The sequence below is a fragment of the Nonomuraea wenchangensis genome (genome assembly GCF_900111685.1).
Classification (GTDB): Bacteria; Actinomycetota; Actinomycetes; order Streptosporangiales; family Streptosporangiaceae; genus Nonomuraea; species Nonomuraea wenchangensis.
The window spans coordinates 17,956-41,408 of record NZ_FOHX01000006.1 but is presented as its reverse complement, the minus strand read 5'-3'; the positions used below and the strand labels follow the sequence as shown (position 1 = coordinate 41,408).

Genomic DNA, 23,453 nt, shown 5'->3' with positions numbered 1-23,453 from the left:
CAGTCGCTCTGATCTAGTAATCTCGCTTACGGATCCACGGAGACATCTGCCTGTGTGTCCTGTTCCAGCTGTGATGATCACGCACGGGCGAGTTCCGGGTGTGTGTGGAAGCCCGCTGTCGGGTCATCGAAGGCGCTTGGTCAGAGAATCTCGACGACAAGGGCGGACATGAGTGACACGACAGCCGGCGGGCCGGGCACGACCACCCGCGCGGGCGCCGAGGTCGGCGAGTCCGAGCTGCGGCTGCTCCTCGCGGGCCTGACGGCGGTCAGGGACGGCGACTTCCGCACCACGCTCCCCGAGGACGCCGACGGCCTGCTGGGCGAGATCGCCTCGGTCTTCAACGGCATGGTGAACCAGCTCTCGCTGTTCACCTCGGAGGTCACCCGCGTGGCCCGCGAGGTCGGCACCGAGGGGCGGCTGGGCGGCCAGGCCGAGGTGCCGGCGGTGTCGGGCACGTGGAAGGACCTCACCGAGTCCGTCAACGCGATGGCCGGCAACCTCACCGACCAGGTGCGCAGCATCGCCCAGGTCACCACGGCGGTCGCCCGCGGCGACCTGTCACAGAAGATCACCGTGGACGCCCGGGGCGAGATCCTGGAGCTGAAGAACACCGTCAACACGATGGTCGACCAGCTCTCGTCGTTCGCCGACGAGGTGACCCGCATGGCCCGCGAGGTCGGCACCGAGGGCCAGCTCGGCGGCCAGGCGGACGTCAAGGGCGTGGCGGGCACCTGGCGCGACCTCACCGACTCGGTCAACTTCATGGCCGGCAACCTCACCGACCAGGTCCGCAACATCTCCCAGGTCGCGACCGCCGTCGCACGCGGCGACCTGTCGCAGCGCATCACGGTCTCGGCCCGCGGCGAGATCCTGGAGCTGAAGAACACCCTCAACACGATGGTGGACCAGCTCTCGTCGTTCGCCGACGAGGTGACCAGGGTGGCCCGCGAGGTCGGCACCGACGGCCGCCTCGGCGGCCAGGCCGACGTCAAGGGCGTCTCCGGCACCTGGAAGGCGCTCACCGAGTCGGTCAACGTCATGGCCGACAACCTCACCGCCCAGGTGCGCAGCATCGCCGAGGTCACCACGGCGGTCGCCAAGGGCGACCTGTCGCAGAAGATCCGCGTGGACGCCCGCGGCGAGATCCTGGAGCTCAAGGAGACCATCAACACGATGGTCGACCAGCTCTCTGCCTTCGCCGACGAGGTCACCCGCGTGGCCCGCGAGGTCGGCACCGAGGGCAACCTGGGCGGCCAGGCCACCGTGCGCGGCGTGTCCGGCACGTGGAAGGACCTCACCGACAACGTCAACGTCATGGCCTCCAACCTGACGAGCCAGGTGCGCAGCATCGCCCAGGTGGCCACGGCGGTGGCCCGCGGCGACCTGTCACAGAAGATCACCGTCGAGGCCAAGGGCGAGGTCGCCGCGCTGGCCCAGACCATCAACACCATGGTCGACACGCTCGGCGCGTTCGCCGACGAGGTGACCCGGGTGGCCCGCGAGGTCGGCACCGAGGGCCAGCTCGGCGGCCAGGCCCGGGTGCCCAACGTGGCCGGCACCTGGAAGAACCTCACCGACAACGTCAACTCCATGGCCGACAACCTGACCAACCAGGTGCGCAGCATCGCCCAGGTCACCACGGCGGTCGCCCGCGGCGACCTCACCCGCAAGATCGACGTGGACGCGCGCGGCGAGATCCTGGAGCTGAAGACCACCATCAACACGATGGTCGACCAGCTGTCCTCGTTCGCGGCCGAGGTCACCCGAGTGGCCCGCGAGGTGGGCTCGGAAGGCCGGCTCGGCGGCCAGGCCGAGGTGGAGGGCGTCTCCGGCACCTGGAAGCGGCTCACCGAGAACGTCAACGAGCTGGCCGGCAACCTGACCCGGCAGGTGCGCGCCATCGCCGAGGTGACCAGCGCGGTCACCTCCGGCGATCTGACCCGCTCGATCACCGTCGACGCCGAGGGCGAGCTGGCCGACCTCAAGGACAACATCAACTCGATGGTCAAGTCGCTGCGCGAGACCACCACGGCCAACGAGCAGCAGGACTGGCTGAAGTCCAACCTCGCCCGCATGTCCGGCCTCATGCAGGGCCACCGCGACCTGGCGACGGTCGCCGAGCTGGTGATGAACGAGCTGGCGCCGCTCGTCTCGGCCCAGTACGGCGCGTTCTTCCTCGCCGAGGAGAGCGAGCTGAAGCTGATCAGCGCCTACGGCTACCCCGTGGAGGCCGAGCGCGCCCCCCGGTTCCGGCTCGGCGACGGGCTGATCGGCCAGGCCGCGCGCAGCCGCCGGACGATCGCGCTGACCGAGAACATCCCCTCCGGCGTCATCACCATCGACTCCGGCCTCGGCCGGATCGAGCCCGCCTCGCTCGTCGTGCTGCCCGTGGTCGTCGAGGAGCAGGTGCTCGGCGTGATCGAGCTGGCCTCGGTCCAGGAGTTCACGCCCGTGCACCGGGCGTTCCTGGAGCAGCTCATGGAGACGATCGGGGTCAACCTCAACACGATCGTCGCCAACGCCCGTACCGACGAGCTGCTGAAGGAGTCGCAGCGGCTCGCCGCCGAGCTCCAGGCCCGCTCCGAGGAGCTGCAGAGCCAGCAGGAGGAGCTGCAGCGCTCCAACGCCGAGCTGGAGGAGAAGGCCCGCCTTCTGGTCAGCCAGAACCAGGACATCGAGGCCAAGAACCTTGAGATCGAGCAGGCCAGGCAGGAGCTGGAGGACCGCGCCCAGCAGCTCGCCCTCGCCTCGAAGTACAAGAGCGAGTTCCTGGCGAACATGAGCCACGAGCTGCGCACCCCGCTCAACTCGCTGCTCATCCTGGCCCAGCTCCTGGCCCAGAACCACACGCGCAACCTCACCCCGAAGCAGGTCGAGTACGCCGAGATCATCCACTCGGCCGGCTCCGACCTGCTGCAGCTCATCAACGACATCCTCGACCTGTCGAAGGTCGAGGCGGGCAAGATGGACGTCAACCCCGAGTGGGTGCAGCTGCGCCGTCTGCTCGACTACGTCGAGGCCACCTTCCAGCCGATGACCAGCGAGAAGAGCCTCGACTTCACCATCGCCACCGCCCCCGGCATCCCCAACGAGCTGCTGACCGACGACTCCCGGCTGCGCCAGGTGCTGCGCAACCTGCTGTCGAACGCGGTCAAGTTCACCGAGACCGGCCGGGTCGAGCTGCGCATCGAGCCCGCGGCCCCGGCCGAGCTGCCCGCCACCGTGCGGGCCAACGGCCCGGCACTCGCGCTGCGGGTCGTCGACACCGGCATCGGCATCCCGGAGCAGCAGCTCGAAGTCATCTTCGGGGCGTTCCAGCAGGCCGACGGCACCACCAGCCGCAAGTACGGCGGCACCGGCCTCGGCCTGTCCATCTCGAGGGAGATCGCCTACCTGCTCGGCGGCGCGATCAACGTGCAGAGCACGCCGGGGCAGGGCAGCGTCTTCACGCTCTTCCTGCCGGTCGCCCACCCCGCCTTCACCGACGGCCCCACCCGCGCCGCCGCCGCGGCGGCGGCCCTGCCGGAGGGCGCGGAGGAGCGCGGCCTCGCCACCCCGTCAGGCTCCGGCCCGGCCGCGGGCGGCGGCACGCAGCACCGGCGGCTGCTGGTCATCGAGCAGCGCGCGGGCGGCCTGCTGTCGCTGGTCGCCGAGAGCGTCGTACGCGAGCTGACCGACACCAGGGACGACACCGTCGAGATCATCAGGGCCGCGGGCGCCGAGGAGGCCGCGGCCACGCTCGCCGCCCAGCCCTGCCACGGCATGGTGCTCGACCTCGACATGCCCGACCTGGCGGCGTTCCAGCTCCTGGAGGCCATGGACGGCGACCCGGCGCTCGCGGTCGTGCCCGTGCTGGCCTACAGCAACTGGCGCACCACCTCCCAGCAGAAGGCCCGCCTGCGCGAGCGCGCCGAGAACCAGGCACTGGAGCTGCTGTCCAGCCTCGACGAGCTGCGCGAGCGGATCGCCCTGCACCTCACGGCCGAGCAGCCCGGCGACGTGCTGCCGCTGATCCGGCCCGAGGCCGTCGGCACGCTCGCCCGCCAGGAGGTGGACGGCGAGCTCGCCGGCCGCACCGTGCTCGTCGTGGACGACGACACGCGCAACCTCTACGCGATCACCAGCATCCTGGAGATCCACGGCATGACCGTCCTGCACGCCGAGAACGGCCGCCTGGGCATCGAGACGCTGCTCAACCACCCCGACATCGACATCGTCCTGATGGACGTGATGATGCCGGAGATGGACGGCTACGTCGCCACCGCCAAGATCCGCGAGATGCCGCAGTACGCCCAGCTGCCGATCATCGCGGTGACCGCGAAGGCCATGCCGGGCGACCAGGAGAAGGCCCTGAGCGCCGGCTCCAGCGACTACGTCACCAAGCCGGTGGACGCCGAACACCTGCTCACCCGGATGAGGCACTGGCTCGACGTGCGGGAGCAGCCCCGCTCATAGGCGTACCGCGCGACGAGACCCCCGACCGTCCACGATCCGGCCCGACCGGCGAGGAGTACCCCACAGTGGGAGCCACAGTGCACAGCCCGCAGGAGCCGGGCCTTCCGGCGCCCGCCCCGTCCGAGGCGGTGAGCAACCTCGGGCGGCTGGCCGTCACCATCGACCGGCTGCGCCGGCAGATCCAGGAGGCCCAGCGCGCCGCCGAGGGCCGCGCGCTCATCGAGGTGGCCAAGGGCATCCTCATCGAGCGGCTGCAGTGCGGCCTGGCGGAGGCCGCGCAGCAGCTCGAACTCCTCGCCGAGCAGGCCGGGGTGACCCAGCTCGAACTGGCCGCCGACATCATCAACCAGGCCGCCCAGGACCGCATCAGCGAGGCCACGCGCGAGTTCCTCGACTCCGCCCGCGCCGCCGCCGCCCAGGCGGAGGCGGCCGAGGCGGCGGAGGCAGCCGAGGTGGCCGTGCGGCTGCGTTCGGCGGAGAACGGCATGGTGGAGGCCCCGGACGCGCAGGCCGTGGCCGCCTCGCTGCTGGAGCACGCGCTGAAGCCGCTCGGCGCGACGAACGTCGCCGTCTGGACGGTCGGCTCCGACGGCTCGCTCACCCTGGCCGCCAGCGCCGGCTTCAGCGTCGTCGAGGCCGACCGGTGGCGCTACGTGCCGCCCGGCGTCAACACCCCCGCCCGCAGCGCGCTCGTCGAGCGCCGGGCCGTGTGGGTCCGTTCGCTCGGCGACGTCGGGCTGCCGTCGATCGGGATGACCCTCACACCGGACGGCGGCCGGGTGACCGTGCCCGCGGGCACCGGCGGCCGCATCATGGGCGTGCTGGAGATCGGCTGGCCGGGCCCGGTCGGCCCGCAGCCGCCGCAGGTCCACAAGCAGGTCGAGGCGCTGGCCGAGCTCTGCTCCCACGTCCTCGAACGGCCCGTCGAGCCGGGCGGCGGCGCCGGGCAGGCGGAGCTGATCGGCCTCGCCGAGGCGCTGCCGGACGCCGCGCTCGTGCTGCAGCCGCACCTCGACGCCGACGGCCGGCTCACCGACTTCCGCATCACCCACGCCAATCCGCACTTCGTGGACCCGGCAGGCCGGCCCAAGGGCGCGGTGACCGGGTCGCTGCTGCTGGAGGCGTACCCGCTGGCGGCCGACGAGGGCGGCCTGTTCTCCGTGGTCGAGAACGTGCACGCCACCGGCGAGCCGTTCAAGGCGGAGAACATGACGCTCACCGCGCTCGTGGACGACGTGGCGCTGCCGGGCATCGCCAGCGTCAGCATCACCCGGCACGGCGACGGCGTGCTGCTCATCTGGCGGCTCCAGGACGAGATCACCCGCCTGGCGAGCCTGCTCCAGCACGCCCAGCGGCTCGGTCGCATCGGCGGGTTCGAGGAGAACACGCTGTCCGGCGAGATCACCTGGAACCGGCAGCTCCACGACCTGTACGGGATGAAGCCCGGCGAGCCGCCCATCCCGCTCGAACGGCTGGCCGACCACGCCCACCCCGACGACGCCGTGCTCATCAGCCGTTTCCTGCAGACGCTGCTGCACCGCCGGCGGCCCGCCTCGACCGCGTTCCGGCTGCAGCGCTCCGACGGCATGGCCCGCCACATCCGGGTGGTGGCCGAGCCCGTGCTGTCGCCCGACGGGCGGCTGCTCGCGGTGCGGGGGGCTTACCAGGACGTGTCCTCCCAGCACTGGACGGAGGTGGCGCTGGCCGCCACCCGCGACCAGCTCGCCCACACCGAGCAGCAGGCCGCCGAGCGCAACCGGCTGGCGCTCCAGCTCCAGCAGGCGATCATGCCGCCCACGCGCGGCCCGATGGAGGCGTTCGACCTCAACATCGCCGTCCGCTACCGCCCCGCCGAGAAGGAGCACCTGGTCGGCGGCGACTGGTACGACGCCGTGGTCCTCCCGTCCAAGCAGATCCTGCTGTCCGTCGGCGACGTGGCCGGGCACGGCATCGAGGCGGCCACCGGCATGGTCGTCCTGCGCAACGCGCTGCGCGGCCTGGCCGCCACCGGCGCCGGCCCCGGCCAGCTGCTGACCTGGCTCAACATGGTGGCCCACCACCTGACCGAGAACGTCACGGCCACCGCCATCTGCGGCCTGTACGACCCGGAGACCGGCGTGCTGCGCTGGGCGCGGGGCGGGCACCTGCCGCCCATCCTGATCCGCGGCGACGAGGTGGCCGAGCTCGACCTCATCGGCGGCGTCCTGCTGGGGGCGCTGTCGGAGGTCACGTACGAGGAGAGCCGGATCCAGCTCATGCCCGGCGACACGCTCCTCATGTACACCGACGGGCTGATCGAGCGGCGCGACCGCTCACTGCAGCACTCCCAGCAGCAGCTCCTGCGGACGGCCGGCCATCCGGCGGCCTCGCTGGAGCACCGCCTCGACCACATGCTGACCCACAGCAACTCCGACACCGACGACGACACCTGCCTGGTCGGGATCCAGCTCATCGCGCCGGGCGCGTCCTGACTCCCGCCCTTCCTGGAGGTGCGGCCGGGACGTTATGACGGTTCGCGCATGGGTGGGCATTGATCGGGTAGGCCGGGCGCTATGTCCGTTTCGCGTTACGAAGGCCTGCTGCTCGCCGGTCGATACCGGCTCCAGGCCGAGCTGGGCCACGGCGGCATGGGCCGGGTCTGGCGCGGCCACGACGAACTCCTCGACCGCCCGGTCGCGGTCAAGGAGGTCACCCTCGACCAGCGGCCGCCGGCAGAACGCGAGGCGCTGCTCGGGCGCACCATGAGCGAGGCCCGCCTCGCGGCGCGGCTCAGCCACCCGCACGTCGCCACCGTCTACGACGTGGTCGTGGCCGACGAGCGGCCGTGGATCGTGCTCCAGCTCGTCCCCGCCCCCACGCTGGCCGGCGTGCTAGCCGAGCGCGGGCCGCTGACTCCCGCCGCCGTCGCCGCGCTCGGCCTGCAGGTGCTGGACGCCCTGGAGGCGGCGCACGCCGCCGGCATCGTGCACCGGGACGTCAAGCCCGCCAACATCCTCCTCGACTCCGGCGAGAGTCACGCCGTGCTCACCGACTTCGGCCTGGCCACCAGCATGGAACGGCCGGTCGAGCTCACCGAGGCGGGCTTCGTGGTGGGGACGCCCGCGTACATCGCCCCCGAACGGGCGCGCGGCGGGCCGCCGACGCCCGAGGCGGACCTGTGGTCGCTGGGCGTGACGCTGTACACGGCGGTCGAGGGGCGTTCGCCGTTCGAGCAGGGGAATCCGCTGGCCACGATCAGCGCCGTGCTCACCGCGGCGCCGGCGCCGTTCGAGCTGGCCGGGCCCCTGGCGCCGCTGCTCATGGGGCTCCTGGAGAAGGACCCGGAACAGCGGTGGACCCCCGCCGAGGCCCGCCGTCACCTCACCCGCGTCGCCACCGCCGACCCCGCCGACTCCGCCGACCCCGCCGACCCCGCCGTCCCGGCCGCGTCCCCCGCGCCGTCCTCCACGCCGTCCCGGCCGGGTTTCCGCTCCTGGTCCGGGGCCGGCGCCTGGCACGGTGTACGCGCGCTGGCCGGCGCCATGACCCGCCCCCGGCCGGCCACGTCCGCCACCGCCGGCCCCCAGACCCAGAGCCTCCTCCTTCCGCCCCCGGCTCCCGCCCCGACGCGGACGGGAGTCGCCACGCCCGTGCCCTCGGACCCCGGCTTCTCTCCATCCGTCCCCGAGACGGGGAGTGTCGCGCCCGCGCCGTTCGGCCGGAGAACGGGTGGCACGCCCTCCGCGCTCGGCGTCGGGAGCGGCGCGTTCGAGGTGCTGGGGCGGTGGCTCGCGAGCGGGCAGGTACGGCAGGTGGCGGGGGTGGCGGCGCTCATCGTGGCCGTGCTCGCCGTCACCGGCTGGCCCGGTGACGGCGGCACGACCGGTGGCGGCGGCCCTGAGCAGCGGGTGGAAGCGGCCCTGCCCGCGACCGCGGCGCAACCCGTCACTCCGGAACGGCCGGGGGACACCGACGCGCCGACGCAGCGGGAGACGCCCAGACAGCCTGCGGACAACGGGCAGCCCGCGACCCCCGAACAGCCGGCCGCGAAGCAGGAATCCTCGGCCGACCTGCGGGTACGCTCCGTCGCCGTCCGGCGGACCGAGATCGGCTCCAGGCGGGACACCGGCAGGACCACCGAGGAGAACACCGGGAGGCGCACCGCCGGGCACCCGCCGGGCCAGGCCGAACGGGGCAGGCACGCCGCCCCCTTCGTGCCGCCGGGCCAGGCCAAGAAGGGCCTGACGGGCTTCCCCGGCAAGGGGCACGCGAAGGGCCGCGAGTGACGGGCCGTTGAGCTCGGTCACCGGCCCAGGTTCGGTCCATGTGCCCACGGCGGCGGCAACATGTGCTCCCAAAGTGAGGTCGAGCACCCACCGCCCAAGGAACATACGAGGCATGGACACGAATAAGGGCAACTGCTCCTGCGGTCACGGCTCGTCCTGCTCATGCTCGTCCGACTGCTCCTGCGGCTGCAACTCCTGACGGCCGGCCGGCCGCCCGAAGAGATCGACACACCCCCATCGAGAGCGCCGAGCCGCGGCGCGTGACGAGCGCCGCGGCCCCGGCCAGCTTTCAGAGCGGGAGGGCCGCCTCCACCTGTGTGCCCGTCCCCGGCGAGGTGATGAGGCAGGTGCCGCCGAGTTCGGCGGCCCGTTCGCGCATCGAGGCGAAGCCCACGCCGGAGCGCCGCGCCGCCGGCAGCCCTTTGCCGTCGTCGCGCACCCGTACGACGAGCGCGCCCGCCGAGCGGGCCAGCGTCACGGTGACGTGCCCGGCGGCGGCGTGCTTGCGCACGTTCGTGAGGGCCTCCTGCGCGATCCGGTACGCGGCCACCTCCACCGCCGCCGGCAGGTCGTCCGTCTCGCCCTCGACCACGACCTCCACGGGCGGCCCCGGTTCGGCGGCGAGCGCGCGCACCGCCCCGGCCAGGCCCAGGTCGTCGAGGGTGGGCGGGCGCAGGCCGTACACCAGCTCGCGGACCTCCTGGCTGACCGCGTCCATGCCGGTCCGCAGGTCCAGCAGCAGCGCGTCGGCCGCGCTGGGCGCCTCGCGCAGGTTGATCCTGGCGATGGAGAGCGACATCGCCATGTTGGTCAGCGCCATGCCGAGGCCGTCGTGCAGGTCGCGGCGGAGCCTGCGGCGTTCCTCCTCACGGGCGGTCAGGATGCGTTCCCTGGAACGTTGCAGGTCGGCGGCCATCAGCACGGCGTGCGCCACGTCCGCGACGTAGGGGACCGCCGCCCCGATCAGCCGTTCGGTGTAGGCGGCCGAGAAGCGGCGCGGACCCGGCGGACCGACGAGCATGCGGCCGACCGGCTCGCCGTGCCACACCAGCGGCACCACCCGCGGCTTCGCCCCGGCCACGCCCAGCTCCACCCGCATCTCGGCCCTGCCGGGCTCGCCCGCGGCGTCGGCGGCCCCGCCGACCTCGACGACGACGCCGGTCACGCCGAGCCCGTCGCGCACCACGGACGTGACGGCGGCCAGCGCGTTCGCCGGCTCCCTGGCGCCCACCTCGATCGTCAGCCGCCTGGCCAGCTCCTCGGGGCGGCCGTGCCGGCCGTACAGCATGGTGTCGGTCATCCGGCGCAGCCGGGCGCGCAGCGGCTGGAACAGCGCGCCCGCCGCGAGCGTGGCCGCCAGCCCGGCGATCTGGTCGTAGTCCGACAGCACCAGCCCGGCCAGGGCGCTGACGCCGAAGTACACCGCGCCGACGGTGACGACGAGGCCGGTCGCGACGACCGTACGGCTGATGACGGTGTCGATGCCGTACAGGCGGTGACGCAGCACCGCGAACGCGATCGCCACCGGGATCAGCCCCGTCCAGACCGTCGCGAGCGCCCAGTAGTCCGGCCCGAGCAGCACGAACGCGGTGTAGACGACGAACGCCGACAGCGGCCAGGCGATCTGCCGCCGCCCGGCCGGCGCCGCCCGCCGCATGCGCCCGACCAGCGACAGCACCCCGAGCACCACGCAGCCGTTGATCACCAGCGTCAGCCCGGCCTGCAGGCTCGCGTTGTAGGGGGCCAGGGCCTCGACGGCGAGCGGGTTGGGGATGACCTCGGGATAGCGCTGGGTGAGCGGCGCGGGCCGTACGGCGTTGCGCACGCCCTCGGCGAGGTTCGCCGCCACGCTCAGGACCGCCACCGCCAGCCAGCGCCGCGACGGCAGCCGGTCGTCGGGGGAGAGCAGCGGCAGCAGGGACGCCAGCGTGCACGCGGCCACCGCCCAGCCCGCCACGGCCACGACGCGCAGCCATCCGGCGCTCTCCAGGTCGCCGCCGGCGGCCGAGGCGTTCTGCAGCCCGACGGCCATGACGGCGACCGAGGAGCCGAGCCCGCCCACGCACATCACCCAGGCGAGGCGCAGCCGCGGCCGGTGCCGGATCAGGAACGCCCCGGTCAGCGGGAACGCCAGCCCCGCCGCGTGGTCCGGCACGAACGGCGGCCACGGCGCCCATTCCCGGGGCACCGACAACTGCACGGCCGTGCCGGCGAGGGTCAGCGTCACCGCGAGCGCGGCCAGCGCTCCCGCCGCCCATCGCGCTCCGCCCGCGTCCGAACCAGCCCGCGAAGCGGATAACGTGTCCGTCACCGTGCCCGTCCCGTCTGCCTGGGGAAGCCGCACGTCATCCCCGGTCCTGCCGGCCACCATGGTACGACGCCGCAGATAGGGACGATCTACCGTGTTCTCGGCCGGGGATTCCCTGGTTACACTCCAGTGCGGAGCCCAGCCGCCCCTACCGGGACGGACGCTCCGCTCGTCACCCGCCGGGGAGGGTCGCTCTCTCCGGCATGCCTTCGCGCCGGGTGACGCGACGCCTCCGCGAGCGGGCAGGACGAGGTCCACGCAGCCCCTCGACGAGGAGGTTCTCGTGTCATCCAGCGCCCTGTTACCCCGCGCGCGCAGGCTCGTAGCGGTCGCGGCGGGCCTGAGCGCCGTCCTGGCCCTGAGCCCGGCGGCGCTCGCCACCCCGGAGCCGTCGCCGTCGCCGCCCGGGAAGTGGACGGCCGTCCCGCTGACCGGCGCCGAGCTGGTGGACGGCGCCAAGTCCCCGTCCGGCAAGCTCGCCAAGAGCGATCCAGCCCTGCTTCGCGGCACCTCCACGAAGCCCGTCAACGTCGTCGTCAAGCTCGACTACGACTCGCTCGCCGCCTACCGCGGCGGCCTTCCCGGCCTGCCCGGCACCAGCCCCGCCGTCACCGGCAAGGCCCTCGACACCGGCAGCGCCGACGCCCGCAAGTACACCGGCCACATCCAGAAGGTCGAGGACGCCTTCCTCGCCGAGCTGGCCGCCAAGGTGCCCGGCGCGGCCGTCGGCCAGCGCATCAGGACCGTGTACGGCGGCATCGCGCTGCGCATCCCCGGCGACAAGGCCGACGAGGTGCTGAAGCTGCCCGGCGTCGCGGCCGTCCAGGAGGACAGGCTGGAGCAGCTGCTCACCGACTCCAGCCCGGCCTTCATCGGCGCCGACGCCGTCTGGCCGAAGCTCGGCGGCAGCGGCACGGCCGGCAAGGGCGTGATCGTCGGCGTCCTGGACAGCGGAGCCTGGCCCGAGCACCCGTCCTTCGCCGCCCGGCCGGGACTGCCCGCGCCGCCGCCCACGAAGGACGGCACGCCGCGCGAGTGCGACTTCGGCGACAACCCGCTGACGCCCGCCAACGACCCGTTCACCTGCAACAACAAGCTCATCGGCGGGCGGGCGTTCCTGGAGACGTACAACGAGGTCGTCGGCGGGGACGTCTACCCCGACAGCGCCCGCGACTCCAACGGCCACGGCACCCACACCGCCACCACGTCGGCCGGGGGTCCGGTGGCCGACGCCAACCCGCTCGGCATCAGCCGTGGCCCGATCAACGGCATCGCGCCCGGCGCGGCCGTGTCGGTCTACAAGGTGTGCGGTGCGGAGGGCTGCTTCCAGTCCGACTCGGCGCAGGCGGTCGCGCGGGCCGTCCTCGACGGCGTCCGGGTGATCAACTTCTCCATCTCCGGCGGCAGCGACCCCTACAGCGACCCGGTCGAGCTGGCCTTCCTCGACGCGTACGCGGCCGGCGTGCTCGTCTCGGCCTCGGCCGGCAACTCCGGTCCCGGCGCCAACACCACCGACCACCGCAGCCCGTGGGTCACCACGGTCGCCGCGTCCACGCAGGGCCGTACGTTCCAGTCGACGCTCACGCTGGCCGGCGGCGGCGCGACGGCCACGGTCAAGGGCGCCTCCATCACCGCGGGGCTCGCCTCGCCGCTGCCCGTGGTGCTCGCCTCGGCGCCGCCGTACTCACGGCCGCTGTGCGACGCGCCCGCGCCCCCCGGGCTGTTCACCGGCAAGATCGTCGCCTGTGAGCGCGGCCCCAACCGGGTGCTGAAGGGCTACAACGTCAAGCAGGGCGGCGCGGCCGGGATGATCCTCTACAACGCGTTCCCGTTCGACGTCTTCACCGACGCCCACTGGCTCCCGACGGTCCACCTCGACAAGCCGGAGGCGGACGCGCTGCTCGCCTTCCTGTCCGCCCACCCGGGCTCCACCGCCTCCTTCACCCAGGGCACGAAGACGGCCTGGCAGGGCGACCGGATGACGTACTTCTCCTCGCGCGGCCCCGGCGGCGACTTCCTCAAGCCGGACGTGACCGCGCCGGGCCTGCACATCCTGGCCGGCATGACCCCGACGCCCGAGTCACCGCTCGAAGGGCCGCCCGGCAACTCCTTCCAGGTCATCTCGGGCACCTCGATGTCGGCCCCGCACGTGGCCGGCGCGGCGGCGCTCGTCTTCGCCCTGCACCCGGACTGGACGCCGGGCCAGGTCAAGTCGGCGCTGGAGACCACCGGCAAGACGTCGGTCACCAAGCCGGACGGGACCACCCCGGCCGACCCGTTCGACATGGGCGGCGGGCGCATCGACCTGACCAAGGCCGGCGACCCCGGCCTGACCCTGGACGAGAGCGCCGCGAACTTCGCCGCCTCCGCGACCGACCCCGCCGGCCGCATCGACCTCAACCTGCCGTCGGTGAACGCCCCCGTCATGCCGGGCGTCATCACCGTCAAGCGCACCGTCACGAACGTCACGAACAAGACGCTCGTCTTCACCGCCACGGGCCGGACGGTCAACGGCGCGGCCGTCGCCGTCGTGCCGCCGCTCGTCACCGTCGCGCCCGGCAAGAGCGCCAAGATCACTGTGGTGATCACCGCGCCCGACCTGCCCGACGGGCAGTACTTCGGGCAGGTGGACCTCAAGCAGGTCGGCGGCTCGCGCGCGCTGCACCTGCCCGTGGCGTTCTACCGCCAGGAGGGCATCGTCCCGGTCGAGCAGACCTGCGCGCCGGCGACCATCGCCAGGAACACCGGCGAGTCCACCTGCACCGTCACCGTCCAGAACAACAGCCTGGAGGCCGCCGAGGTCACCGCGCTGAGCACGCTCGACGCGCGGCTGCGGCTGAACAGCGTGACCGGGGCCACGAAGGTCGGCACCCAGATCGCCACCGCCAAGGCCACGCTGGCCGCCCGGCAGCCCGACCGGCCGGCGATCGCGCCCGGCACCGGCCCGGCCGGGTACATCCCGCTCGACATCTTCGGCGTCGCCCCGATCGCGATCGGTGACGAGCAGGCGGTCAACCTCAACGTGCCCGCGTTCACCTACGCCGGCAGGACCTACAACAGGATCGGCGTCGTCTCCAACGGCTACACCGTGGCGGGCGGCACGAACGGCTCGGACGACATCTCCTTCCAGCCGCAGACGCTGCCCGACCCGGCGCGGCCGAACGGCGTCCTCGCCCCCTACTGGACCGACCTCGACGGCACCGGCGCGCCCGGCGTCTACGCCACCATCCTCACGGACGGCGTCAACCGGTGGGTGGTCGTCGAGTGGCGGGTGAACCTGTACGGCACCGGCGACCTCAAGGTCTTCCAGCAGTGGATCGGCGTGAACGGCGCCGAGGACATCAGCTACGCCTACGACCCCGGCAACCTGCCCGGCGCGCCGCCCGCCGCCGCGGGGCTGACCGTGGGCGCCGAGAACGCCGACGGCACCGCCGGCAGCCAGATCTCCGGGCCGCCGACCGAGGACCTCGTCGTGACGAGCACGCCGGGCGCGCCCGGCGGGACGCTGACCTACTCGATGAAGATCAAGGGCGTCAGCGCGGGGGCTGGCAAGGTGACCACGGCCACCTCGACGCCGCAGGTCAAGGGCATCACCGTGGAGGTGGACACGATCAACGTCCAGTGATGGGCCGGGCCGCGGGCGTCGCCCCGCCCGCGGCCCGTTCCGCGCATTCTCGCGAGGAGGTTGCGAGGCCTCCCCGCCTGTGTCTGAATGACGACGGAGAGCTTTTCCTGGCACACGGGAGGAGCGATGGGGCGTGAGCCACTGAGTCACGGCGAGCGGGCCAGGACCGCCGCCGCCGACGCCCGGCGGGCCGCGGAGGCCCGCGCGCTGATCCAGGACCGGCTGGTCCGCATCAGGGCGGGCGCGTACGAGCCCGGCGAGCAGCCGCTCCCGCTGCCCGGCCACGATCCCGGCGAGGCCGCCCGGCGTGTGTGGTCGGCGGCCCTGCGCAGGTCGGAGGCCATGCTGAAGCTCGCCGCCGCGCACGAGCGCAGCGCGCTCCTCCGGGAGCGGCTGGCCGGCTGCGCCGGCCTGGACGACGGGCCCGACCTCCGGCTCGCCCGGTGGCACCGCCACCTGGCCCGCCGCCTGCGTGTCCTCGCGGGGCTGCGCTCGGCGACCTACCCGAGGACTCGGCGCTAGGCTGGGCACGACGAGCGCGAGGGCGCCCGAGGGTGCGGAAGGGGGTCCCGTGGGCCGGTCCGAGACGCCACGCGTCACGATCCACGAGGTGGCCCGGCGCGCCGGCGTCTCCCACCAGACCGTCTCCCGCTACTTCCGGCACAACGAAGGGCTGAAGCCGGAGACCCGCAGGAAGATCGACGAGGTCGTCCAGGAGCTCAACTACCGGCCCAACCTCGTCGCCCGGTCCATGCGCACCCGCCGCACCAACCGGCTGGCGATCACCCTGCCCGCCTCCGCCCACCTGTGGCCGATGCGCCTGCTCGGCGCCGCCTCGGCCGCCGCGCACGCCGAGGGCTTCCAGCTGGAGGTGGTGAGCGTCGTGGGCGACGCGAGGGCGAGGGCCGAGCGGGTGCTGGAGCTGGCGGCGTCGGGGCAGGTGGAGGGCATCCTGTCGCTGTCGCCGCTGGACCTCGACCCGGCGCAAGCCCCGGTCCCGGTGGTCGTCACCGGCGACTACGACGACAACCTGCGCGGCGTCAACGAGCTGGCCGACGCCTCACCGGTCGCGGAGATCATCGACTACCTCGCCGGGCTCGGTCACCGGGTCTTCCTGCACATCGCGGGCGCGCAGACCTTCACCTCCGCCCGCAACCGCAAGCGCGTCTACGAGCAGACCATCGAGAGCCGCGGGCTGACCTCGTACGGCGTCGCCGCCGGCGACTGGAGCGCGCGGTCCGGCTACGACGCCGTCCACGCCCTGCCCGACGACTGCGGCGTGACCGCGATCGTGGCCGCCAACGACCACGTCGCCATGGGGGCGGTGCGGGCCGCGCTCGCCCGCGGCTGGCGGGTCCCCGGCGACGTCAGCGTCTTCGGCTGGGACGACGAGGAGCTGGGCCGCTTCGCCACCCCGTCGCTGTCCACGGTGGCGGTGGACCGCGAGGTCCAGGGGCGCGAGGCGGTCGCCAGGCTGGTCGCGGAGGTGCGCGGCGAGCCGGCGCCCGAGCCCGCCGCGCGCTCACTCAACCAGGTCATCATCCGCGAGTCCGCCGGCCCACCCCCGCGCTAGGTCAGTCCGGGACGGGGGTCCACGTTCTCAGTCGGCCGCACATGCCGAAGGCGCGGGGGCCCGGGCGGGGGGTGGTGCGGACCACGGTCGCCTGCCCGAGGTGGGCGGGGTCGCCTCCGGCGAGGGCCGCGAGCTGGGCGCGGGTGCGCTCGGTCTCGGCCGCGACGGTCTCGTTCCACAGCGCCGTCCACGCCTCCACCCGGGGCCGGACGAGATCCGCGGCGAGCCGGTGCAGGTCCGCCAGCGCAGCCTCGCCCCGCCGTCCGACGTCGTCGAGGAGCCGCCCGAAGCCGGTGATCGCGAGGTCGCGCCGGGCGCGGGCGGCGGCGGCCCGCTCGGCCTCCGTCCCCCCGGCCGGGAGCGTGGCGGCGGCCAGGTACGCCTCGCGGTCGCGCAGCACCTCCTCGGGAAAGGTCAGAACGGCGTCCCCGGCCTCGGGCAGCCCCGCGTTCTGCATGACCACCACCAGCCGCAGCCCCTCCTCGTTGACCAGCCGGTGCACGGTGCCGGGGGAGAACCACAGCACCGAGCCCGGCTCCAGCCGGTCCCTGGCGAAGCCGGCGGCGCTCAGCGTGTGGACCTCGCCGCGGCCCTCGGTCACGACGTACGCCTCGGTGGAGACGGTGTGCAGGTGCGGGGTGCCGCCGTGGCCGCCGTCCGGGCACGCCCAGTCGTAGACGCGCAGGTCGCTGACCGCCGTGCCGCCGGGGAAGAGCGGGGTCACAGCGCGAACTCCTCGCCCAGCTCGTCCAGCTCGGCCCGGTCGCACAGGTGGTCGACGAAGACGTGCCGGTGCGCGAGTTCGAGTGTGCCGCCGGGGGCGAGCGTGAACTCCTCGTCGAAGGAGGGGGAGGGGCTGATCACGGCGAACGGCTCCCGCCGTACGAACCACTTGATCGGCACGGCCGCGCTGGAGCGCCCGGCGAGGACGAGCACGGTGGCGCCGCCGTCGATCTCGTCGTGCTGCCCGGCGAGTGCCAGCCAGTCGGCCTGCTCGCCCATCATCTCGGCGCCGCCGCGCCCGCCGGCCGCGAGGATCGTGCCGCCGGTGAAGGAGCGGGGGCCGCGCCAGCAGAAGCCCGCGTACCCGGCGAGTGGGCGGCCGTGCGTGGTGGGGCTGCCGAAGTCGAGGGCGGCGCCGCGGACGTTGCGCAGCTCGGTGGCGAAGTCCAGCGCCCAGAGCCCGCGCCCGGGGTCCACCCCGTGGAAGTCCAGCCGCCGCCGCTCGGTGATCCAGTGCTCGCCGGCCGCGGTCACCCAGTGCAGGGTCTCCTCGACCGTGACCCGGTCGCCGTCGGCGGTGACGGCGGTGAAGTCCACGTGGCGCATCTGCCCCAGGTTGTCCTCCATCTGGTAGTCGCGCTCGGCCGAGTACGTGGGGCCGCCCCAGAAGTTCTGCCCCGACAGGTGGGCCCAGGTCATCTGCAGGCCCTTGTGCCAGCGGTGGTCCCAGGGCCGGTAGGACGACAGGGGCGCGCCGCTCAGGCTGCGCAGGGGATGCAGGTAGGGCTTCGGGGCCTCGGAGTCGGGGGCGTCAGGCCGGTGGACGTAACGGGCGATCTCCATCTCGCCGGCGGTGACGGCGAGGGCGCTGCCCTCGTCGCGGACATCCAGCTCGCGGTCAGTCACGGTCGCTGCTCTCCTCGTGCTCGCGGCGCAGTACGGCGGTGGCGCGGGCCGGGTCGCCGCCGTTGAGCGCGTGGTAGAAGGGGTTCGGCGGGCCGAGCTCGGCCCGGGTCACGGGGCGGCCGGTCAAGGCCGACTGGTACATCCCGGTGATCAGCTCCATCACCCTGCGCCCGTCGGCCCCGGACGCGGGCGGGCGCTCGCCCGCGCGCATCGCGGCGAGCACCTGGCCGAGCTGCGCCCGGTGGGAGCTGGGCACGTCCTCCTCCGGCGGCCAGCCGGCGATCCGGTCCTGGTCGGTGACGTGCGGCGCGGGCGTCCAGCGCCAGTGGGAGTTGGCGTAGCCGTACAGGTGCTCGACCTCGACCGTGGCGTCGGTGAAGTCGAAGCGCAGGTAGCTCGTCTCGCGCGGGGACAGCACGCTGTTGACGATCGAGGCGATCGCGCCGCTCGCGAACCTGACGATGGCGAACGAGACGTCCTCGGTCTCGGTGCGGCGGCCGAGCGTGGCGGCCACGGCGTGCACCTCGTCCCAGTCGCCGAGCAGGTCGAGCAGCAGGTCCATCTGGTGGATGCCGTGGCCCATGGTGGGGCCGCCGCCCTCGGTCGCCCACTTGGCGCGCCAGGGCACCTCGAAGTAGTCGTGGCCGCGGTACCACAGCGTGTTGCACACGGCGACGTGCGGCCGGCCGAGCTCGCCCGTGGCGAGGTGCCGGCGCAGCCGCCGGGCGGCGCTGCCCGAGCGGTGCTGGAAGACGTAGGCCGCGTACGGGCCGCCCTCCTTCTCGCAGGCGGCGATCTCGTCGTACTCGGCGAGTGACAGCGTGGGCGGCTTCTCGCACCACACCCACGCGCCCGCGCGCAGGCCGGCCATGACCGCCTCCCGGTGCGCGACCGGCGGCGTGGCGACGACGAGGAGGTCGGGGCTCTCGGCGGCCAGCATGGCGGCCAGGTCGGTGTAGCGGCCGGGGATGCCGTGGGCGTCCGCCAGCTCCCCGGCGCGGACGGGGTCGAGGTCGCAGACGGCGGTGACGCGGACGGCCTCGCCCGCGGCGGCCAGGGCGGGCAGGTGGACGCCGCTCGCGATGCCGCCGGCTCCGGCGACGGCGACCCGGATCGGGGTCGGCGGTTCAGGCACGGGCACTCCTCACACCATGAAGGTCACAGCGTAAAGTGATCGATCACTTTTCCGCGCCCAACGTATTTTCCGAGGCAGTGGCCTGTCAACGCCCATCCCGATAAATGGGTGGAACGAGTGAGCACTCGCTCATTACACTCCCTCCCATGACGAAACGGCGAAGAGTGCCGGCCATGGCGCCGGAAGCCCGTCGTGCCGTGCTCATCGCCGCCACGGTTCCCCTGCTGCGCGCGCACGGCACCGCGCTCAGCACCCGGCAGATCGCCGAGGCCGCGGGCGTGGCCGAGGGGACGATCTTCGGCGTCTTCCCCGACAAGGCCTCGCTGCTGCGGGCGGCGCTGATGAGCGCGTTCGACCCCGAGCCCGGTGTGGAGGCGCTGAAGGCCATCGATCCGTCGCTGGACCTGCGCGAACGGCTGTGCAGGGCGGTCACGTTGCTGCGCGAGGGCATGAGCGCCAACGCCAGGCTCATGGCCGCCCCGCGCGAGCTCATGACCGAGGACGCCGAGTTCCACCAGCGGATGTTCGACACCCGCAACCGCATCGCCGCCGGTCTCGCCGCCCTCATGGAGCCCGACCGCGACCGTCTGCGCCGCGCTCCCGAGGCCGCCGCGCACCTGTTGCTCATGCTGATCGCGGTGCGCGTGCACCACGGCCTCACCATCGGCGACTTCGGTGACATGGACGACGAGGAGACCGTCTCCGTGCTGCTCGACGGGCTGCTCGTGCGGCCCTTACCCACCCCACCCACAGAAAGCGCCCCTTGATGCTGCTCCGCCTCCTGCGGGTCCAGCTCAGGCCGTACGGGAAAGAGATCACGCTCGTCGTCCTCTTCCAGTTCGTGCAGACGCTGGCCACGCTCTATCTCCCCACACTGAACGCCGACATCATCGACGACGGCGTCGTCAAGGGCGACACCGCCTACATCATGCGCGTCGGGCTGGTGATGCTCGGCGTCACGCTCGTCCAGGTGGTCTGCTCGGTCGTCGCCGTCTACTACGGCGCCCGCACCTCCATGGCGCTCGGCCGCGACCTGCGGGCCGCGATCTTCCACCGGGTGCAGGACTTCTCCGTCCAGGAGGTCAACAAGTTCGGGGCGCCGTCCCTGATCACCCGGACCACCAACGACGTGCAGCAGATCCAGCTGCTCGTCCTCATGACCTTCACCATGATGGTCGCGGCGCCGATCATGTGCGTCGGCGGCATCGTGCTGGCGCTCAACCAGGACGTCACGCTGTCGTCGCTGCTGCTGGTCGCGCTGCCGGTGATGATCGTCATCGTGGCGCTGGTCGTCGCGCGCATGCGGCCGCTGTTCCGTACCATGCAGGAGCGCATCGACCGCATCAACCAGGTGCTGCGCGAGCAGATCACCGGCATCCGGGTCATCCGCGCCTTCGTGCGCGACACCCACGAGCACGAGCGCTTCGGCGTCGCCAACGACGAGCTGACGGACGTCTCGTTGCGCGTCGGCCGGCTGATGGCGCTGATGTTCCCCACCGTCATGCTGGTCGTCAACCTCTCCAGCGTCGCCGTCGTCTGGTTCGGCGGCCACCGCATCGCCGGCGGGGACATGGAGGTCGGCGCGCTCACCGCGGTGATCTCCTACCTCATGCAGATCCTCATGTCGGTCATGATGGCGATGTTCATGTTCATGATGATCCCGCGTGCCGAGGTGTGCGCCGAGCGCATCGAGGAGGTGCTCGACACCGAGCCGACCGTGCGCCCGCCGGCCGCGCCCGTCACGCCGGAGCGCCACCTCGGCGAGCTGGAGCTGCGCTCGGTCGACTTCCGCTACCCCGGCGCCGAGGAGCCGGTGCTGTCCGGCGTGAGCTTCACGGCCCGGCCCGGCCGCACCACCGCGATCATCGGCAGCACCGGCAGCGGCAAGACCACCCTGCTCAACCTCATCCCGCGGCTGTTCGACGCGAGCGCCGGCGAGGTGCTGGTGGACGGCGTCGACGTACGCGAGCTCGACCCGGCCGCGCTCTCCCGCGCGGTCGGCCTGGTCCCGCAGACGCCCTACCTGTTCTCCGGCACCGTCGCCTCCAACCTGCGCTACGGCCGCCCGGACGCCACCGACGAGGAGCTGTGGCGCGCCCTGGAGGTCGCCCAGGCCCGCGACTTCGTCGAGGCCATGCCCTGCGGCCTGGAGGAGCCCATCTCCCAGGGCGGCACGAACGTCTCCGGAGGGCAGCGCCAGCGCCTGGCCATCGCCAGGACCCTCGTGCACCGGCCCGAGATCTACCTGTTCGACGACTCCTTCTCCGCCCTCGACTACGCCACCGACGCCCGGCTGCGGGCCGCGCTCACCGAGGAGATCACCGACGCCACGCTCGTCATCGTCGCCCAGCGCGTCAGCACGATCCGCGACGCCGACCGCATCCTCGTGCTCGACGACGGCCGCCTGGTCGGCACCGGCACCCATGCCGAGCTGATGGACGACTGCCCGACCTACCGGGAGATCGTGCTGTCCCAGCTCACCGAACAGGAGGCAGCATGACCGCCGCGCAGGCGCCCGCGCGCCGCCCGCAACCCGGCTTCGGCCCCGGCCGCATGATGGCCGGGCCCGCCGAGAAGCCCTCCGACTTCCGCGGGACGCTCCGCAACCTGATGCTGCTGCTGCGTCCGGAACGGAGGCTGCTCGCCGTCGTCCTCGCCCTCGGCACGGCCAGCGTCGCGCTCACCGTGGCCGGGCCCAAGATCCTCGGCCGGGCCACCGACCTGATCTTCTCCGGCATCATCGGCGTCCAGCTCCCCGCCGGCGTCACCAAGGAGCAGGCTGTGGCCGGGCTGCGCGCCCGCGGCCAGGACACCTTCGCCGACATGGTCGCGGCCATGCACGTGGTGCCCGGCCAGGGCATCGACTTCGACGCGCTCGCGTACGTGCTGGCGTGGGCGCTCGCGGTCTACGTGCTGGCGGGGCTGCTCGGCGTCGCCCAGTTCCGGCTGACCACGACGGTCGTGCAGCGGGCCGCGTACCGGCTGCGTGAGCGGATCGAGCTCAAGCTGTCCCGGCTGCCGCTCAGCTACTTCGACGGCCAGCCGCGCGGCGAGGTGCTCAGCCGCGCCACCAACGACACCGACAACATCGCCCAGTCGCTGCAGCAGACGATGAGCCAGCTCGTCTCGTCGGTGCTGACCGTGGTCGCGGTGCTCGCCATGATGTTCTGGATCTCGCCGGTGCTGGCGCTCATCGCGCTGGTCACGGTGCCGGTCTCGATCTACGTCACCGCGATGATCGGCAAGCGCTCGCAGCCGCAGTTCGTCAAGCAGTGGTCCTCCACCGGCAAGCTCAACGGCCACATCGAGGAGATGTACGGCGGGCACACGCTGGTCAGCGTGTTCGGCCGGCAGCACGAGGCCGCCGAGACCTTCGACCGGCACAACGACGCCCTGTACGACTCCAGCTTCCGCGCCCAGTTCATCTCCGGCGTCATCCAGCCGGCGATGATGTTCATCGGCAACCTCAACTACCTGCTGGTCGCCGTGGTCGGCGGGCTCAAGGTCGCCTCGGGCTCGATCTCGCTGGGCGACGTGCAGGCGTTCATCCAGTACTCGCGCCAGTTCAGCCAGCCGCTCATGCAGGTGGCCGGCATGGCGGCCCTGGTGCAGTCGGGCGTCGCCTCGGCCGAGCGTGTCTTCGAGCTGCTGGAGGCCGCCGAGCAGTCGCCGGAGCCGGCCCAGCCGGCCCGCCCCGAGCAGGTCAGGGGCCGGGTGGCGTTCGAGGACGTGTCCTTCCGCTACGACCCCGAGCGGCCGCTGATCGAGGACCTGTCGCTCACCGTCGAGCCCGGCCAGACGGTCGCCATCGTGGGCCCCACGGGAGCGGGCAAGACCACGCTGGTCAACCTCATCATGCGCTTCTACGAGGTGACCGGCGGACGCATCACGCTCGACGGCGTCGACATCGCCACGATGTCCCGCGAGGAGCTGCGCGGCAACATCGGCATGGTGCTCCAGGACACCTGGCTGTTCGGCGGCACGATCGCGGAGAACATCGGCTACGGCGGCGACAAGGCCACCCGCGAGCGCATCGAGGCCGCCGCGGAGGCCGCGCACGTGGACCGTGTCGCGCACACCCTGCCCGACGGCTACGACACCGTGCTCGACGAGGAGGGCGGCACGGTCAGCGCGGGCGAGAAGCAGCTCATCACCATCGCCCGCGCGTTCCTGTCCGACCCGGCGATCCTCATCCTGGACGAGGCCACCAGCTCGGTCGACACCCGGACCGAGGTGCTCATCCAGCGGGCGATGAGCACCCTGCGCGAGGGCCGTACGAGCTTCGTCATCGCCCACCGGCTCTCCACGATCCGCGACGCCAGCCTCATCCTGGTCATGGAGAACGGGCGCATCGTCGAGCAGGGCACGCACGAGTCGCTGCTCGCGGCCGGCGGCGCCTACGCCCGGCTCTACTCCGCCCAGTTCGCCGCGGCCGTGGTGGAGATGGACTAGCGGCCCAG

Annotated in this window: 13 protein-coding genes; 9 read left to right on the top strand and 4 right to left on the bottom strand. The window is 72.9% G+C overall.

The window, feature by feature from the left end:
- Positions 1-168 precede the first annotated feature (168 nt).
- From BMW85_RS19275 to BMW85_RS19265, 3 genes are all read left to right on the top strand, one after another.
- Positions 169-4,458: a HAMP domain-containing protein gene (locus tag BMW85_RS19275; protein ID WP_091083077.1), complete on the top strand. Its 4,290-nt coding sequence runs from the start codon at positions 169-171 to the stop codon at positions 4,456-4,458.
- 65 nt (positions 4,459-4,523) lie between these two features.
- Positions 4,524-6,929, top strand: coding sequence for a SpoIIE family protein phosphatase (locus tag BMW85_RS19270; protein WP_245774925.1), 2,406 nt, complete (start codon positions 4,524-4,526; stop codon positions 6,927-6,929).
- Positions 6,930-7,010: 81 nt separating this feature from the next.
- Positions 7,011-8,723 carry a serine/threonine-protein kinase gene (locus BMW85_RS19265; RefSeq protein WP_091083071.1) on the top strand — a complete coding sequence of 571 codons (1,713 nt, stop codon included), beginning with the start codon at positions 7,011-7,013 and terminating at the stop codon, positions 8,721-8,723.
- Between the two features lie 289 nt (positions 8,724-9,012).
- On the opposite strand, the gene BMW85_RS19260 is transcribed toward BMW85_RS19265, so the two are convergent.
- The gene (locus tag BMW85_RS19260) at positions 9,013-11,034 is read right to left on the bottom strand and encodes a sensor histidine kinase (RefSeq protein WP_245774924.1); all 2,022 of its coding nucleotides are present in this window, start codon (positions 11,032-11,034) and stop codon (positions 9,013-9,015) included.
- Positions 11,035-11,314: 280 nt separating this feature from the next.
- Between BMW85_RS19260 and BMW85_RS19255 the strand changes: the two genes are divergently transcribed.
- The 3 genes from BMW85_RS19255 to BMW85_RS19245 all read left to right on the top strand — a co-directional run bounded on the left by BMW85_RS19255 (position 11,315) and on the right by BMW85_RS19245 (position 16,229).
- Complete coding sequence (locus BMW85_RS19255) at positions 11,315-14,656, top strand: S8 family serine peptidase (RefSeq protein ID WP_091083066.1); 3,342 nt, start codon at positions 11,315-11,317, stop codon at positions 14,654-14,656.
- 126 nt (positions 14,657-14,782) lie between these two features.
- The gene (locus tag BMW85_RS19250) at positions 14,783-15,178 is read left to right on the top strand and encodes a hypothetical protein (protein ID WP_091083064.1); all 396 of its coding nucleotides are present in this window, start codon (positions 14,783-14,785) and stop codon (positions 15,176-15,178) included.
- Positions 15,179-15,227: 49 nt separating this feature from the next.
- Complete coding sequence (locus BMW85_RS19245; RefSeq protein WP_091083062.1) at positions 15,228-16,229, top strand: LacI family DNA-binding transcriptional regulator; 1,002 nt, start codon at positions 15,228-15,230, stop codon at positions 16,227-16,229.
- A 1-nt stretch (position 16,230) separates the two neighbouring features.
- On the opposite strand, the gene BMW85_RS19240 is transcribed toward BMW85_RS19245, so the two are convergent.
- From BMW85_RS19240 to BMW85_RS19230, 3 genes are read right to left on the bottom strand one after another with little or no spacing between them, the layout of a single operon-like run.
- Positions 16,231-16,953 carry a cupin domain-containing protein gene (locus BMW85_RS19240; RefSeq protein WP_091083059.1) on the bottom strand — a complete coding sequence of 241 codons (723 nt, stop codon included), beginning with the start codon at positions 16,951-16,953 and terminating at the stop codon, positions 16,231-16,233.
- Complete coding sequence (locus tag BMW85_RS19235) at positions 16,950-17,858, bottom strand: DUF6807 domain-containing protein (RefSeq protein WP_091083057.1); 909 nt, start codon at positions 17,856-17,858, stop codon at positions 16,950-16,952. The genes BMW85_RS19240 and BMW85_RS19235 overlap by 4 nt, the downstream gene beginning before the upstream one ends.
- The gene (locus BMW85_RS19230; protein ID WP_091083055.1) at positions 17,851-18,993 is read right to left on the bottom strand and encodes a Gfo/Idh/MocA family protein; all 1,143 of its coding nucleotides are present in this window, start codon (positions 18,991-18,993) and stop codon (positions 17,851-17,853) included. The genes BMW85_RS19235 and BMW85_RS19230 overlap by 8 nt, the downstream gene beginning before the upstream one ends.
- Before the next feature lie 146 nt (positions 18,994-19,139).
- Between BMW85_RS19230 and BMW85_RS19225 the strand changes: the two genes are divergently transcribed.
- The 3 genes from BMW85_RS19225 to BMW85_RS19215 are packed head-to-tail and all read left to right on the top strand — an operon-like array spanning position 19,140 to position 23,445.
- Positions 19,140-19,760 carry a TetR/AcrR family transcriptional regulator gene (locus BMW85_RS19225; protein WP_091083052.1) on the top strand — a complete coding sequence of 207 codons (621 nt, stop codon included), beginning with the start codon at positions 19,140-19,142 and terminating at the stop codon, positions 19,758-19,760.
- Positions 19,760-21,493, top strand: coding sequence for an ABC transporter ATP-binding protein (locus BMW85_RS19220; RefSeq protein ID WP_177240761.1), 1,734 nt, complete (start codon positions 19,760-19,762; stop codon positions 21,491-21,493). Before BMW85_RS19225 ends, BMW85_RS19220 begins: the two co-directional genes overlap by 1 nt.
- A complete protein-coding gene (locus BMW85_RS19215) occupies positions 21,490-23,445 on the top strand; it encodes an ABC transporter ATP-binding protein (RefSeq protein ID WP_091083050.1) in 1,956 nt (651 codons plus the stop codon). The genes BMW85_RS19220 and BMW85_RS19215 overlap by 4 nt, the downstream gene beginning before the upstream one ends.
- Positions 23,446-23,453: the final 8 nt, after the last annotated feature.